General features: G+C 65.4%; 12 protein-coding genes and 1 riboswitch. Of the genes, 9 read left to right on the plus strand and 3 right to left on the minus strand.

Annotated features, from left to right (window positions below):
- The first annotated feature begins 127 nt into the window (after positions 1-127).
- Positions 128-562, plus strand: coding sequence for a hypothetical protein (locus F2P44_RS10370; protein WP_167086631.1), 435 nt, complete (start codon positions 128-130; stop codon positions 560-562).
- 10 nt (positions 563-572) lie between these two features.
- Here F2P44_RS10370 and F2P44_RS10375 read toward each other — a convergent pair whose 3' ends face one another.
- From F2P44_RS10375 to F2P44_RS10385, 3 genes are all read right to left on the minus strand, one after another.
- Positions 573-1,844: a hypothetical protein gene (locus F2P44_RS10375; protein WP_167086632.1), complete on the minus strand. Its 1,272-nt coding sequence runs from the start codon at positions 1,842-1,844 to the stop codon at positions 573-575.
- A gap of 237 nt (positions 1,845-2,081) precedes the next feature.
- On the minus strand, positions 2,082-2,621 hold the full coding sequence (locus tag F2P44_RS10380) for a hypothetical protein (protein WP_167086633.1): 540 nt from the start codon (positions 2,619-2,621) through the stop codon (positions 2,082-2,084).
- A 209-nt stretch (positions 2,622-2,830) separates the two neighbouring features.
- A complete protein-coding gene (locus F2P44_RS10385) occupies positions 2,831-3,304 on the minus strand; it encodes a cache domain-containing protein (RefSeq protein WP_167086634.1) in 474 nt (157 codons plus the stop codon).
- Between the two features lie 136 nt (positions 3,305-3,440).
- Here F2P44_RS10385 and F2P44_RS10390 point away from each other — a divergent pair, with 136 nt between their 5' ends.
- The 8 genes from F2P44_RS10390 to F2P44_RS10425 all read left to right on the plus strand — a co-directional run bounded on the left by F2P44_RS10390 (position 3,441) and on the right by F2P44_RS10425 (position 14,375).
- Positions 3,441-4,013, plus strand: a complete 573-nt coding sequence (locus tag F2P44_RS10390) for a histidine phosphatase family protein (RefSeq protein ID WP_167086635.1) — start codon at positions 3,441-3,443, stop codon at positions 4,011-4,013.
- Between the two features lie 147 nt (positions 4,014-4,160).
- Positions 4,161-5,729, plus strand: a complete 1,569-nt coding sequence (locus tag F2P44_RS10395) for a DUF2138 family protein (RefSeq protein ID WP_167086636.1) — start codon at positions 4,161-4,163, stop codon at positions 5,727-5,729.
- Positions 5,729-6,394, plus strand: a complete 666-nt coding sequence (locus F2P44_RS10400; protein WP_229423488.1) for a DUF1175 family protein — start codon at positions 5,729-5,731, stop codon at positions 6,392-6,394. The genes F2P44_RS10395 and F2P44_RS10400 overlap by 1 nt, the downstream gene beginning before the upstream one ends.
- Positions 6,391-10,980, plus strand: coding sequence for an alpha-2-macroglobulin family protein (locus tag F2P44_RS10405; protein ID WP_167086638.1), 4,590 nt, complete (start codon positions 6,391-6,393; stop codon positions 10,978-10,980). Before F2P44_RS10400 ends, F2P44_RS10405 begins: the two co-directional genes overlap by 4 nt.
- Positions 10,980-12,668: a DUF2300 domain-containing protein gene (locus F2P44_RS10410; protein WP_229423489.1), complete on the plus strand. Its 1,689-nt coding sequence runs from the start codon at positions 10,980-10,982 to the stop codon at positions 12,666-12,668. Before F2P44_RS10405 ends, F2P44_RS10410 begins: the two co-directional genes overlap by 1 nt.
- Entirely contained in the window at positions 12,665-13,438 is a 774-nt protein-coding gene (locus tag F2P44_RS10415; RefSeq protein ID WP_167086639.1) for a YfaP family protein, read from the plus strand. Before F2P44_RS10410 ends, F2P44_RS10415 begins: the two co-directional genes overlap by 4 nt.
- A 138-nt stretch (positions 13,439-13,576) precedes the next feature.
- A complete protein-coding gene (locus F2P44_RS10420) occupies positions 13,577-13,942 on the plus strand; it encodes a hypothetical protein (protein ID WP_167086640.1) in 366 nt (121 codons plus the stop codon).
- A 67-nt stretch (positions 13,943-14,009) separates the two neighbouring features.
- Positions 14,010-14,375: a hypothetical protein gene (locus tag F2P44_RS10425; protein WP_167086576.1), complete on the plus strand. Its 366-nt coding sequence runs from the start codon at positions 14,010-14,012 to the stop codon at positions 14,373-14,375.
- Positions 14,376-14,429: 54 nt separating this feature from the next.
- Positions 14,430-14,656: riboswitch (cobalamin riboswitch) on the plus strand.
- The last annotated feature ends 140 nt before the right edge of the window (positions 14,657-14,796 follow it).

Consider the following 14,796-nt stretch of genomic DNA (forward strand, 5'->3'; position numbering starts at 1 on the left):
TAGCATTGGGTCGCCATGTTTGAATACTTGATGGTCGATTATTGTCGGAACAGGACCGCATTGCCAAGTTTTAAATGTGCCGTTTCAGGGATTGATCGGGCCGGCCTGCCACCATGAATGAGCGAGTATGACGACTCCAGAGAATCCCTACACACCGCCAGCATCGATGCCGGCCCGCCGCGTTTCCTCGCGCATGCGCCAGTGTGGGTATGCGCTGGGACTGCTGGTTGCGGCGCACCTGCTGGCGGCGATCATGTACGGCAGCGACTACGTGGCGCTGGCGTCTACCGGTGCGGTATCGAGCATCAATCTGTTTGCGAGTACGGCGGCAGGCCTGTGCCTGTATATCGGTACCCTGCGGCTGCTGCGGCTGCTGCGGGAGGGTGGAGGTGGCCGGGTTTTTTTCATCGTTGCCGTGGGAGGATTCGTGATGTCGCTGCGCGGCTGGTGGACGTTCGGCGACGCGTCCATGCTCGTCATCAGCGGCATCGGACTGGCGGCCGCCGGCGCCTGGCTTGCTCACCTTTCGCAGCAACAGCTGCGCGACGCGGAACTGCGCTGACCGGCATCGGTCAGGGCTGTTCGTGCACGAGTTTGCGCAGGTCTTCCAGCGCGTCGAAGCGGCACTCGGCGGCAATGTGCGGCGGCAGGCGGTGCCATTCCTGTAGTTTTTCGACTGCACGCCGGCGGCAAATGGCGCACGGGTTGGTGCGGTAGACCCATTCGGCAACGCCGGCCAGTGCGGGTGAATCGGCACTGTTGCAGATGTCAATGGCGCAGGTCCCGAGATAGTGCGCCTCGTCTCCATCGACCGTCTGCCGTTCCAGCGCGGCCAGGATCAGCGTTTCGTCACCGGGCTGATAATTGTTCTTGAATAGGTCGAGTTCTTCGGCGTAGTCGCTCGAAAAGCCCGGGGCGCCGACGCGTTCAAGCGCCAGTTCGCGTACGCGCGGGTCGCTTGTGTGGGACAGTGCCACGGCTGCCGCGTTGCGTACATCGGCCGCACTGTGGCAGGCCAGTGCCCAGACGCATTCGTCCAGGCGCGGCAGTTGCCTTCGTCTGAACGCCCATAACAATTTTTCGCACGCTTCCGGCTCGCTCTCGATGCGCAGACGGTCGAGGATGCGGTTCAGGTCATCTTCGCTTGCCCAGCGGCCAAACTGCATGAATCGTCCTCGTCCGCCCGACTTGCTTGTAGCGGCGGCCAGGATCGTGTCGAGCGGATTGTCTTGCATGAACGCGTCGCCGCGCCGCCTTGCGCTTGCGGCCGGGTCTTCCTTCGACCAGTCAGGTCGATTGCTGCTGGCGATCCTTTCCGCTTCCTCCTTGGCAACATAGGCGGCAACCGCCTCATCGCAGGCCGCGACCCGCTTGAGTTCGGCAAAAACCTCGTCGAACGGGAATGGATCATCAACCAGGTAATCCAGGGGATCGACCCACGCCTCGGGATCTTGCTGGAGGACTTTGCCCAGGCGTCGTGCGATCTCGACGATGGCGGGAAGCCCGTCGAGGTTTCTGATGGGCCTGGCGCCGAGCACGCGGTCGGCCGAGAACGCCTGCCCCCACACGAACGCGCGCAGGGCAGCGGCTGCCTCAAGGTCGCCATCGCGTCCCATCAGGCTGGCCAGCTCGCGTTGTTGATCGCCATCGTAGTCATCGGTACTGGATATCATTGCCGCGAGGATCGCCGCAGCGAAGCGGGGATGTGCTGGCGTCCCCTTGAACAGGCTGTATATCCAGACGGCGCGGCTGCCCTCGCACTGCCTGTCGTAGGTCTGGTTTTCAAGACAGGCGGCCAGCACCAGGTCTTCCACGCCGTCCAGGCCATGCTCTTGTACATGCATCACCGCAGTGCCACGGCCATGCCGCAGGGCGACGGCGAACGCGTCGCGGCTGAGTTTTGTCGATTGAATAGGGCGCTCCGGGAAGTTGGCATGCGGGCTGCATGCATCGGCCATTGTAAGTGATGCGTCCCCGCGAGCGCCGATGTGAATGCGGCGTGGTGCGCCGGAGCGTCCGCCGCACGGTCGGGGAAGCGTGCTTCCCGTCGCCTGCAGCGGACGCGTTGCTACCTCCTTGGCTTATTTGGGGGCCGGGCAGGAGCCATAGTTGACCGACTGCTTCGACGGATAAGCCGCAACAGGACCGATTCCATTGGTCACATCACTGATGGTGATGTTAGTCCAGCTCACGCTTTCCAGCACCAGTGACATCGAGTCCGGGCATGGGTTTTTGGCCGGTTTTGGCACTTTGAGCGTGATGCATGCGGACACCGTACCGTGCTTGTCGGGCGAGTACGTGGCCGACGTGGCAACGGTTTGCTTGACGACCGTATCCTTGCCCGGAGGGCAGTTGCCGCCGTGATTGCGGCAGGCGTACGATGCCACCACCGATGCCTTGGCGGTGTAGGTGACGGCTTTGTTTTTCAGGTTGATTTCCTTGAAGCAGACTTTCACGTCGCCGGTTTTCGGATCGATCGACGAGGTGACCTTCCCCGAGAACTGAGGTTTATGCTGAGGCTGAGGCTGAGGATAGGTATTGGCCTCGGCCGTGCCGAACGCGCAGATGAGCGCTCCACACACGGCCAGCGTGCGTGCAAAATGGTTGACTGTGGAATTCATGGTGTTGCCCCTTAAAAGGTCCAGGTGTGAATGCCGCTTGACGGCTACCGCGCGCACACGTTTCCAGCGATCAAACGATCAGCCAGACCGCCAGTGCGCGCTTTTAGAGTAGGCCGCTGGAGCTGCGGAACTTTGTCCGGTCGCAGACCATGTGGTTGACGGCGGCGATATCGCGCCAGGAGATTTTTGCCGCGTCCGCCTTGGTGCCGCTACTTGATATACACCCCGCCGCACACCACCAGATCTTCGTACGGTTGGCAATACATCGCCTTGGGTTCGGTCTTTTTGCTCAGCGGATTGGTGAACTTGTACTCTTGCCAGAACGGCGCATTTTTCTTGGCCAACTCGATGCGTTCGCGCACGAATTCCTTGCCCTCGACATCCTTGATCTCCATGAGATTTCGGTTAAGCATTCTGAGATTGGCGCCGTGCGCGCGCACCACGCCGTCGGTGCCGTACACGGTGATGTAGAGGTCGCGGTCGGTGAAGGGACCATCCTTGCGGTTGATCTCGGCGTAGGTTTTTTCCCTGCCGTTGGTCTTGAGGTAGGCAAGGGTCTTCTTCACCATCGCCTCGGCCTCCGGCTTGGTGACGAGCGGGTCGGCGGCAGCGGGCAGGACCAAGGTCGTGCAGAAGATTAGCGGCAACAAGGTGCGCACACGCAAGGCTGGAAGGATGTACATTGAAACTCCCTGGAAAATGCGCCCCGGTGGCGCATGGTTCACGCTAGCAGCCATGTGGCCGTGGCGGTACACTCAGCTCTGCTAGTGGCCCAACACCGCGCCCTGCCCACTGGCGGCGCCCGACCGGAAAAACCCGATGATCAAACACCTGCTCATGCTCCTGGCCTGCCTGGCCATCGCTCCCGCCCGCGCCGCCGGCGACGACGCCTTCTGGGACCTGCTGAAAGGGGGAGGGCAGGTCGTGCTGATGCGCCACGCCCAGACCGATCCCGGCGTCGTCGACCCGCCCGGTTTCCAGCTGGCCGATTGCGCCACCCAGCGCAATCTGTCGGTGATCGGGCGTGCCGATGCCGTTCGCATCGGCGCCCGGTTCCGGCGCCATGCGATCCGGGTAGGCGAGGTGCTGACGAGCCACTGGTGCCGCTGCGTGGACACGGCGCGGCTGGCGTTCGGCAAGGCGGCGCCGGCCGCCATGCTCGACTCTGTCTTCGACGAGCGCGCGCCGGCCACGGCCGACACGAGCAATGCGACCATCGCCTGGCTCGCGCGCCATCCGCGCTCCGCCGCGCGCGGCAACGTGGTGCTGGTCACCCACGCGGTCAACATCCACGCGCTGACGGGCGTCTCGCTCAACCCGGGCGAGATGATCGTTGCCACGCTGGACGGCCCGCGCAGGCTCAAGGTGCTGGCGCGCACCCGGGTGCATTGACTCACGCCTTGTCGCCGAAAACGCACGGCGCGGTGGTATCCCATCGCCTTCCGGAATGTTTCCTTTCTTTCATGACATGAAAATGATACTCTTCGCTATTATGCGAAAAACATCATTCCGACTGTCGCCAGTCACCATCGACACACTATGAACAAGAAAAAGTTGGGTATCATCGCCGCCGGCCTCGCCGTGTGCGTGGCCGCCGTGGCCGGTTACGCCATGTTTGGCTGGAAGCGCCTGCACCATGGCCACTCCCTGAACCTGGACCTGTCGCAGCCCGATGCGCTGATCGTAACCAGGAGCCTGTCGTCGCTGCCGCGCGACCTGCTCGCCATCCCGCTGGCGCGCGACGTGCTGCGCGAAGACTTCGTGTTTTATTATGAGCAGAACGGCGACAAGCTGGGCCTGCAAGGCACTTTACGCCGCATCGCCTACGAACATGAACTGGGCTGGGGCGACCAGATGATCCGCATGGTGCTCGACGAGCCGGCCGACGTGGCCCTGTGGCGCGAGGAAGACGGTTCGCTCAAATACTTCGCCATCGCCGTCTCGCGCAACAGCATGACGCGCATGCTCGAACAGGCCGGCAAGGTCGCGCTCAAGGACACGCAGATGAAGCTGGCCGGCGAGATCCGGGTCGACGGCGACAAGGTGCCGGTATATGCGCTCAACTATGCCCATAAACGCACCTTGCTGATTGCCGCGCGCGGCACGCGCATGGTGATCCTGTCCGATCCGGGCATGGTATTCGGCGCCGACGGCAAGGCTGACGGCAAGGCCGAAACGACGGTGGCCGGCCTGCTGGCTGCCGATCCGAAAAAGCAGCAAGTATTCCGCCAGCAGTTCCATCTCGACGCCCAGCCTACCGATGGCCACAGCGTGGCGGTCAAGGCCGACGTGCTGGCGTTCGGCTATCAGCCCTTCTTCGGCGCGCTGGACGCGCTGCGCTTCGATTTCAGCAAAGGCCAGTGGCAGACGCGCGCGCTGGTCGACGCCGGCAAGCTGGCCGCCGGCGGCTACGACAACAGCGCCCTGTGGCCGGTCCTGCCGCACAATCCGGCCGCCTGCTTCGCCTTGCCCGCCAACTGGGCAGAAATGAAGCCGGTGCTGGGTGACGTCGACGCTTCCGCGCTGACCGAACAACTGAGCGGCCCGGCCGCGGTCTGCTGGTATGGCAGCTCGCGCCTGTACACGCCGCTGGTGGTAGCGACCCGCAAGCCTGGCGGCAGCGATGAACCCTACGGCGCGCTGTTCAAGGCTGCCATCGGCAACAAGAAAAGCGGCGCGGTGGAGAAGCCGGCCGGCCCGAATGGCGCCACCCTGTGGCAGCGCGAAGTCGCCACCGGTATCGGCGCGCAGCATCCGACGCTGGCGGTCAGCGGCCAGACCGTGCTGTTTTCACCCGACCGCAAGCTGGTAGAGCAGGCGCTGGCGGTCAGCCGCAAGCAGGCCCCGGCGATTGCCGACCGCCTGAACGACCCATCGCGCACGGTGGGCCTGATCGCGCCCGCGTCGCTGGCGGAATTGATCCGCAAGGAAGCCTTCGATGCGCTGCCGTCCGCGCGCGAGCCGGTACTGCGCGCCGCCGCCGACGCGCACCTGGTGCCGCGCCTGAACGCGCTCAAGAAATATCCGCCGTACCGGCTGGTGCTCAAGTCGCTGCCCGCCAGCGGCATGGGCTGGCAACCGGTCGAATGGCAGGCGCTGGAGAAGTGATGTCGCCGACTCGCCGCCACCTGCTTGCCCTTGCCGCCGGCAGCGCCGTACTGCCCTGGGGGCGCGCGCTCACCGGCGCGCCGGCGCCCGATATGCCGGCGCGACTGTCGAAGGCGCAGAGCCGCGCCTTCCAGGCCTGGATGCTGCGCATCGTGAACGCCCAGATGGAGCAGGGCCCGTCGCCGCGCTGGCAGCACCGCGACTGTGCGGGCCTGGTGCGCTTCGCCGTGAACGAAGCGCTGACCGTGCACGACGCCAAATGGATGCGCGCCAACGGCATCGGCAGCGATGGCCAGCTGCCGCCCGAACTCGAACTTACTCCGGCCCAGCAAGCCTTGCGCAACCGCTGGGTGCAGACCGGCGGCACGGTCGGGCATTACGTCTCGGCCATCGGCCTGGTTCAAAACAACAGCCGCTTCATCGGACGCGACCTGAATCAGGCGCAGCCCGGCGACCTGCTGTTCTTCGACCAGGGCGACGAGCACCACCTGATGGTGTGGATGGGAGCGCGCATCGCCTACCACACCGGCACCGTCACACCGAACGACAACGGACTGCGTACCGTTGATGTCCCACAACTCAAAACCTGGAAGGACACGCGGTGGCAACCAGCGGTCGACAATCCCAACTTTGCCGGCATGTTCCGGCTGGCGTTTTTAACATGAACAATCCAATCACACGCGCCCTGGCGCTGCTGGTGCTGGTGTGCGGCCTGATGCCCGCGCTCGCGCCAGCCCAGGAAGCCGAAGCGGCCGATACCGCAGCCAAGCCGGCCGGCGCCAGCGCCGCGCCAGGGGGGAGCAATTACAGCACCTTCAAGGGCGAACCCTTTTTCCTGTTGTCCGATGCGGCCTATGGCAGCGGCGACGTGGCCAAGGTGCGCCTGGAAGTGCCGGGACGCGACTATGCACGCTCGAACCTGGAGCAGTACGGCGGCGTCGACGTGCTGGTGTACCGCGTGCCCGAACCGCTCGAATTCCTGAAAAAGCAGCGCAACCTGCACCGCGTGCAGGTCAATGGCAACTACAAGGGCGAGGGCTTGCTCAATACCCTGACCATGCTGTGGGACCGCTGGTGGAAGCAGTCGCGCATGGCCTGGCGCAAGCTGTTCTCGAACGACGCGCGCACCGCCGTCACCAGCGCCCAGCCCAAGCTGGCCACCAGCGACGCGATCACGCGCCCGGTGGCGTTCCGCCAGCAGCCGCAGTACGAGCCGCTCAAGGGCTACGACCTGGTCGACCGCTTCCGCTATCCGGTCTGGAAGGCGCAGATCATCACGCCGCCGGCCGGCTTGAAGATGGAAGGTTCGAGCAGCGAATTCACCGCCAGCAGCGCCGGCAACGTGATGATCCCGATCGGCCAGCGCAAGCCCGGCCTGTACCTGGTCGAGGCGATCATCGGCGAGCACCGCGCCACCACGCTGGTGTTCGTGTCCGATACGATGGCGATCACCAAGGTGTCGGCCAGCCAGATGCTGGTGTGGGCCGCGCGCCGCGATAACGGCGCGGCGGTCGCCGACGTCGACGTCACCTGGACCGACGGCAGTGGCGTGCTGCAATCGGGCCGCACGGGCGCCAACGGCGTCGTCTCGCTCGATCGCGGCAGTCCCGAACACACGTATGTGATTGGCGAAGACCGCAGCGGCGGCGTGTTCGTGTCCGAGAATTTTTACTACGACAGCGAAATCTACAACACCAAGGTGTACGCCGTCACCGACCGCCCGCTGTACCGGCCGGGCGATGAAGTGAACGTCAAATTCATCGGCCGCGAATTCACGGGAGCGCGCGCGTCGCAGGCAGCGGCCAGCGCGCCGCTGTCGCTCACGGTGTTTGATCCGAACGGCACGCCGCTGCTCACGCAGGCGCTGCAACTGAGTGGCGAGACCGGCAGCGACACCCACTTCCGCCTGCCGGACAACGCCGGTGCCGGCGGCTACGAGCTGCGTTTCACTTACCGCGACACTCAGTACGGCGCTGCCTTCCGCGTGGCCGACTACGTCAAGCCGCACTTCGAGATCAACCTGGTTCCGGCCAAGGCCGACTTCAAGACCGGCGAGGACGTCAAGGGCCGCATCGAGCTGCGCTACCCGGACGGCACGCCGGTCGCCAAGGCCAGCCTGTCGCTGACCCTGCGCGCCCAGAAGAACGCCATGGTCGAAGGCGAATTGCGCTACAGCGGCGCGTTCCCGGTCGAACTGAAAACCCAGGAACTGGTCAGCGACGGCAAGGGCAATGTCGACTTCGTGCTGCCGCAGGCCAAGGACCCGTCGCGCTACATTCTCACCGTGCTGGCCTCGGACGGCGCTGCCTACCGCGTCAGGAGCACGACCGAACTGATGATCGAACGTTCCGCCAGCCAGTACACGCTCAAGGCGCAGCGCCGCTTTTCAAGCCCTGGCGAGACGGTGCGCTTCGACGTGGCGGCGGACGGCAGCGCCGGCGCCAAGCCGGTACGCTGGGAGATGATCAAGCTCGAAAAGCAGACCAGGACGGAAGGCACCTTCGACGCCGCCAAGCCGACCTGGGACGTCAACTTCCCCGCATCCGGCTCGTATCAACTGAGCCTGCGCGACGCCCAGAACAACCTGGTGGGCGGTACCAGCCACTGGGTCAGCGGCCAGGGCCTGGCCGCCACGCCGGGCAGCATCGAGATCGTGCTTGACCATGAACGCTACCGCGCCGGCGACACCGCCGAAGCGCTGATCACCTTTGCCGACCCGGTCGAGCAGGCCTTGCTGACGCTGGAGCGCGACAAGGTCGAACAGGTCGGTCTATTGACCGCCGGCGCCGACTGGATCAAGCCGGTGCGCGTGGCGCCGAACCAGTGGCGCGTGCGCATTCCGGTCAAGGACGACTACGGCCCGAACATCACGTTCTCGGTGGCGTACACGCGCAAGGGCGACTTCGTGTTCCAGAACGCCGGCATCCAGATCGTCGAACCGCGCATCGCGCTGCAGTTCAAGACCGACAAGGAAGTCTATCAACCGGGCGAGAAGGTCACCATCGACGTTACCGCGCAGATGGACGGCAAGCCGGTATCGACGCTGGTCACGCTCGGCGTGGTCGATGAAATGATCTATGTGCTGCAACCGGAAATCGCACCCGACATCGGTGACTTCTTCTATCACCCGCGCCGCAACAACGTGCGCACCACGGCCAGCCTGTCATTCATCAGCTACGACCTGGCGGCCGGCCGCAGCGCCGGCGCTCCCGCGCGCCACAACTATAACGAGCGTGGCGTCAAAGTGCTGGAACGCCCGCGCCGCGACAACGTCGATACGGCCCTGTGGGCGCCCGCGCTCAAGACCGATGCGGAAGGGCGCGCGCGCGTCACCTTCACCATGCCCGACGCGCTGACGCGCTGGCGCATCACCGGCCGCGCGATGGATGCGCAGGGCCGCGTCGGCCAGCGCAGCGCCTATCTGCGCTCGGACAAGAGCTTCTTCGCCAAATGGACCGCGCCGGACTGGATGCGGACCGGCGACGCGCCGCAGGCGTCCGTAGCGGTGTTCAACCAGACCGCCAGCGAACAGGCCATCGAAGTGACGCTCACCGCCGGCACCGTCGTCAAGACCGAGAAAATCACCGCCCGGCGCGGTGTGAACTACGTCCAGTTCCCGCTGGCGGCAAGCACTGGCCCGATGCGGCTGGAAGTCAAACAGGGCGGCAAGGTGGTCGACGCACTCGACACCGACGTGCAGGCGCTGCCTGCCGCGTGGAGCAGCCCGCGTACCCTGAGCGTGCCGCTGACCGGCGCCACGGTGCCGCTCAGCCTGCCGGCGGACGCGCGCAATATCCGCGTTTCGTTCGCCAGCGGCGCGGCCAGCCACTTCGCGCGCATCGCCGATGACCTGATCGAGTACCCGTACGGCTGCGTCGAGCAGACGTCGAGCCGCCTGATTCCGCTGGCGCTGGGATTGCAGAACCTCGGCCCCGAAGCCGGCGCGGTCCAGCTGCGTCTTTTGAACACCTTGCAGGCGCAGCGCCTGCGGCTGGTGTCGATGGCCGGCCCCGAGGCCCAATTCGGCTGGTGGGGCAACGCCACGGCCGGCAACTCGCTGATGACGGCGTACGCCTATTACGCCGACTGGTATGCCGCGCGCGCGCTGCGCATCGAGATGCCGCCCGAGCACTGGCAAGGCTTGCTGGCCATGTACGGCAAGGAAGGCCTGAAAGAGCCGGTGCTGCACCGCGCGCTGACCCTGTGGCTGGCGCAGGAAATGGGCTTGCCGGTCAAGACCCTCGCTTCCGGCCTGGCCGACGAACTGGCCAAGACGAAGCTCGACGCCAAGGCGGCCGCGCTGGCCCCGACCAGCAGCATGCTGTTGACGGCGGAAAGCGGCAATTCGCAGGCGCTGACGCTGGCGCTGCTGTCGGTCGTCGCCACCAACGACGGGGTGGCCATGCCGCCCGAATTGCAGGAGCGGATCGGCGCCGCCTGGACCACGCTGCGCGCCAATCCGGCGCCGCTGGCGCAAGCTTTGCTGATGCTGGGCGGGCAACTGCCGGCCAGCCAGGCCGACGCGGTGCTGGGCGCGGTGAGCGCCGACATGGCGACCCTGGACCGTGCACTGACCTTGGTATGGGTGCAGAAGAAGCTGGGCGGCCCGCCGGCGGCGAAGGATGCCGGCGTGGCCTTGAGCGGCACCTGGCAAAAGAGCGCCAGCCCGCTCGGCCAGGCGCTGTTCCGCTGGCAGCCGGCCAAGGGCGCACCAAACCAGCTGCAACTGGCCGAAGCGCCGCCGGCCAACACCGTCGCCATCATCCAGTACGAAAGCCGCGTCGCCGAAACGCATACGCTGCCGGTGAAGATCGAACGGCGCCTGATGCGCATGGAGCAGAAAGACAAGGACTTCACGCCGGTGCCGGTCAAGAACGGCGAAGCCCTGCGCACCGACGCGCTGTACATGGATGAAATCACGCTCACCCCCGCCGCCGGCGCCAAATACCGCTACGGTTTGCTGGAAGTGGCGCTGCCGCCCGGGGCATCGGTCGAAGCGACCACCTGGGGCATGACCCTCGCCGGCGAAAAGAAGACAGCGCTGGAAGCTGCGCGCCATGAGTCGCGGCGCGAAGGCTATGTGGTGCCGGTCGAACCGCTGGCCGAACCGCTCAAGGTCCGCCACCTGCTGCGTTTTGCGCAAAAAGGCAGTTACGTGCTGCCGCCGGCGCGCTACTACCGCATGTACCAGCCCGAAAACAAGGCGCTGGAAGGCGAGGGCAAGACCATGCGCACGCTGCAGGTCGAGTAATGCTGTCACGCGGCCTGGCTCTGGTGCTCGCGATGTCGGCGCCGCTGGTGCAGGCGGCCACGCTCGACGTGGCGTGGTGGCGCGACGGCCAGCTTACCGCGCTCCAGCTGGACGAGCATGGCGCGAGCCGCCGTGCCGCCTTCGACGGCGCGCGCCAGGTTCCGCTGGGCAGCCTGTGGAAGCTGTTTGTGTATGTGTACGCGATCGACAAAAAGGTAGCGACGCCCGACTACACCTGCGGCGGTCAAAAGAACGAGGAAGTGTATTGCTGCGCCGCCGGCAAAAGCATCGGGCGCGACCTGGCGCTGGCGCAGTCGTGCGGCCTGTTCTTTTCGCCGGCGCGGCTGATGCTCACGCGCCGACTGTGGCAGCAATACTGGAGCGAGGTACTGGGACGCGCCCCTGCCGGAGAATACGCCTGGCTCGCCGATCCCGCGCAACTGGCACCGGAACGCCTGGTCAGCCTGCGCAGCCTGATGGTGGCGCTGGCAGCCATTCCGGCCGCCAGCCGGGCCGAGGCCGAGTCGGCGCTGCTGCACGTGGTGCTGGGTGCGCGCGGCGTCAACACGGCCAGCTGGTTCGGCAGCCGCCTGCGCGTGAAGACCTACTCGTGGCACCATCCGCAGCGCAGCGGCGAGCGGCTGGGCGGCGCGGCCGGTTGGCTGGCCGACGGCACGCCGCTCTGGTTCGGCGGCGCCGACACCAGTAGCCGCATCCTGGAAAAATGGGCGCCGCGCCTGGCCAATACCTTGCCGGCGGCGGCACCGCGCGCCGATGCGGGCTGCGTGGTAATCGACTATTTTGCGCGCTATCCGATCAAAAGCGTGGCGGCCGGGCGGACCGCCGCCGTGCCGGGACTGTTGAACGGACCTTACCAGGTGCGTTTCGAGAACGGCCGCAGCCTGGCGTTTTTCAGCCAGAACGACATGCTGCTGGCGCGCGACGCGCAGGGCCGCACGCGCCTGACGGGGCGCTTCGGCGTCAACGATTACGTGGCGCGCGTGATCGACCGCGAGGGCGGCACCGGCGCGCCGGAGGCGGCCAAGGCGCTGGCCGTGGCGGCGCGCACCTACCTGCAACAGAACGCGCAGTGGGCCGAGGGCTGCCAGCGCATTGCCGACAGTAGCGCGACGCAGCGCGTTAGTCCGCAGCCGGCCAGCGTGGAGGCGCGCGCCATCGCCAACTGGACCGACCAGCTGGTGCTGTCCGGGGTGAACGTGCGCTATCACGCCGATACGGCCTCGCAAGACACGATGGCGTGGAGCCAGGCCGTGGCGCAGGCGGGGCAGGGCCTGCGTTTCGACCAGATCCTGGCGTCGGCCTATCCGCGCGCCGACCTGACCACGCTCTCGGGCGGCGACTCGCAGCAGTGCGTGCGCCTGGCCGGTGCCGAAGCGTGGCTGGCGCGCGAACTACCGCAGTGGGAGCGCGTACTGCGCAAGGAAGCGGGCTACGAAAAGCCGTCTGCGCTGCCGGCGGTGTGCCAGCTGGCGCGCGGCACACCGTATTCGGAGCAGTCGCGCAACCGGATTTATGTGCGTGGCCTGGCCAGCCGCGAAGACCGCATCACCCTGGCGCACGAGTTCCTGCATCTGGGTCTGCGCAATCACCCGCGCGGGCAGGATGAAGCGCTGGTCGAACAGCTGGCGCGGCGCCTTGTCGATACTCGCCTCGAAATGAGTCAATGAATACTACGAAGCTGATCATGAAACTATTGCTGATACCCGCACTGCTGCTGTCCACCGCCGCCCTGGCACAGGTAAAAATCGACTCGCCCAACAGCGGCTGGCGTAATTCCAAGGGCGCCAAGGAAGCGTACACGCAGGACGTGAACTATCCGGCGGCGTCGGTCAGCGTGCAGGCGGGGCAAAGCCCGACGGCCGAAATCCGCGGCCGCATCGCCGGCAAGGCCAAGGACAAGCCGGCCACGCTGGTCGTCAACGGCGTGGCGATGCCGATGGCGGTCCAGGAAGACGGCAGCTTCGCGCGGCCGTATGCTTTCGGGCGCGGCTCGAACAGCGTGGAGGTGCGCTCGCCCGACGGCAAGGCGCGCAGCCGCAGCCAGTTCCTCGACTCGTACGCCGGCAAGACCCAGTCGCGCCTGCGCGTAGTGCTGTCGTGGGACAGTCCCGGCACCGACGTCGACCTGCACGTGGTCGCGCCGGACGGCGGACATTCCTGGTACGGCAGCCGCGTGATGCCCAACGGCGGTGCGCTCGATATCGACGTCACCACCGGCTACGGGCCGGAGATCTTTTCCAGCGCCGCACCGCCGAAAGGGAACTACCACGTCTATGTGAACTACTACGGCGCTGGCCAGGACACCGGCATCCTGACGGTCGCGCAGGTGGCCATCATCACCAACGAAAATTCGCCGAACGAGCGCCAGGAAGTGGTCCGCGTGCCGTTGCGCGCGCCGGGAGAGCTGACATTGGTCAAGTCATTCGTGTTTCCGTGACCCGCCGCCAAGCTCTGAAAACAACGCCCCGCATCGACGCTTTGACAGTTTTTGAACGGCATGTAAAACTGTCGTCAGGAAATATGATCCTGGCTGCGCATGGACCGCGATGGCCATTCTGACGAAACGGGAGTGCAAGTGAGTACTGCAGCATGGATCTACGATGCCAGCATCGTTATCAGGAACGCCAGGCAACCGGCGGCGTTCAACGCGATTCGCACATCGTTCGAAGGTTGCGACTCCTTTTTCGCCGAGCGCGCACGCGCCGAACGCGATTTCCCGGCATTCCTTGAATCGATCGGTTTCACCAGCCAGCGCCAGGAGGGCGCGCTGCTGATCGATGGCGGCGACATCGACATCATTACCAACTGGCTCATTCGCCTGTTCGACACGCTCGGGCCGTTCGTCGAAGCCGGCGGTGTGCTGGAAATCCGCGATGAAGAGGGCGAGCAGATGACATTTTGCTACGACGGCAAGCAGATGGACATCGAATTCAGCGAGTAAGGTGGCGCGGCGGCGCGCCGCTTCATGCTACATTGGCACTCCCAAAACCATGCAGGAGTGCCGCCCCATGCATCCCAATCCCAGCATCGCCTCGATCCGCGCCCGCCTGCTAGGCGAGATGGCTGCCTACATGCGGCGCTGCGCCGAAGACCCGGCTAGCGAAGCACCGTACACCCAGGCCGAGATCGACGAATGCGCCAGCATTCTCGACACCTACGCCGCCGCCATGGAAAAGCTCCCCAAACCCGCTGCCCCGGCCGCGATCATGAAAGAAGTCGAACGCGTCGTCCTGGCCCTCAATGCGCTCGATGAACGCGCCAGCATGATCGAGACCGAAGAGCGCGAAAGCCTGTGCGACATCATCTTCCTGATCGCCAAGGACGCCGGCCTGGAAGCCGACGAGGACATCACCGAGCAATGGCGCGATTGGTAAGTCCCCGCCCGATACGCACAACCTTGCATTTTATATAGTCCAGACCTATACTTCGCCGGTAGTCAAGCTTCTGGTTCTGGCAAACGATCGTTTGCCGGATTAAATGGGAAGCCGGTGCGATCCTCCAAAGGAGGCAAAGCCGGCGCTGCCCCCGCAACGGTAAGCGAGTCAAGGATGTGCATGATGCCACTGTGCTTAGCATGGGAAGGCGCATATCCGGGAAGAGGGCGTTTGCCCCACCACTCGCCAGCCCGGAAACCAGCCGAAGCGGTAAGTCGTTTGTATCGCGGAGGGCGATCCAGGTGGATCGCTGCGTTCCGCATCCCATCTTATGTTCCTTCTCCCCGTACAAGCCCCCGGTTGCCGGCCATGGCAAGACGCGCGCGTCTGCATTGGCCAGGCTCTATGCGCAGTGCTTTAG

The organism is Massilia frigida, from assembly GCF_011682175.1.
Lineage (GTDB): Bacteria > Pseudomonadota > Gammaproteobacteria > Burkholderiales > Burkholderiaceae_D > Telluria_A > Telluria_A frigida.

Excerpts from the sequence above, each read along its gene's own strand:
- F2P44_RS10370 (WP_167086631.1), top strand. The coding sequence starts at position 128 with ATGACGACTCCAGAGAATCCCTACACACCGCCAGCATCGATGCCGGCC.
- F2P44_RS10375 (WP_167086632.1), bottom strand. The coding sequence starts at position 1,844 with ATGCATGTACAAGAGCATGGCCTGGACGGCGTGGAAGACCTGGTGCTG.
- F2P44_RS10380 (WP_167086633.1), bottom strand. The coding sequence starts at position 2,621 with ATGAATTCCACAGTCAACCATTTTGCACGCACGCTGGCCGTGTGTGGA.
- F2P44_RS10385 (WP_167086634.1), bottom strand. The coding sequence starts at position 3,304 with ATGTACATCCTTCCAGCCTTGCGTGTGCGCACCTTGTTGCCGCTAATC.
- F2P44_RS10390 (WP_167086635.1), top strand. The coding sequence starts at position 3,441 with ATGATCAAACACCTGCTCATGCTCCTGGCCTGCCTGGCCATCGCTCCC.
- F2P44_RS10395 (WP_167086636.1), top strand. The coding sequence starts at position 4,161 with ATGAACAAGAAAAAGTTGGGTATCATCGCCGCCGGCCTCGCCGTGTGC.
- F2P44_RS10400 (WP_229423488.1), top strand. The coding sequence starts at position 5,729 with ATGTCGCCGACTCGCCGCCACCTGCTTGCCCTTGCCGCCGGCAGCGCC.
- F2P44_RS10405 (WP_167086638.1), top strand. The coding sequence starts at position 6,391 with ATGAACAATCCAATCACACGCGCCCTGGCGCTGCTGGTGCTGGTGTGC.
- F2P44_RS10410 (WP_229423489.1), top strand. The coding sequence starts at position 10,980 with ATGCTGTCACGCGGCCTGGCTCTGGTGCTCGCGATGTCGGCGCCGCTG.
- F2P44_RS10415 (WP_167086639.1), top strand. The coding sequence starts at position 12,665 with ATGAATACTACGAAGCTGATCATGAAACTATTGCTGATACCCGCACTG.
- F2P44_RS10425 (WP_167086576.1), top strand. The coding sequence starts at position 14,010 with ATGCATCCCAATCCCAGCATCGCCTCGATCCGCGCCCGCCTGCTAGGC.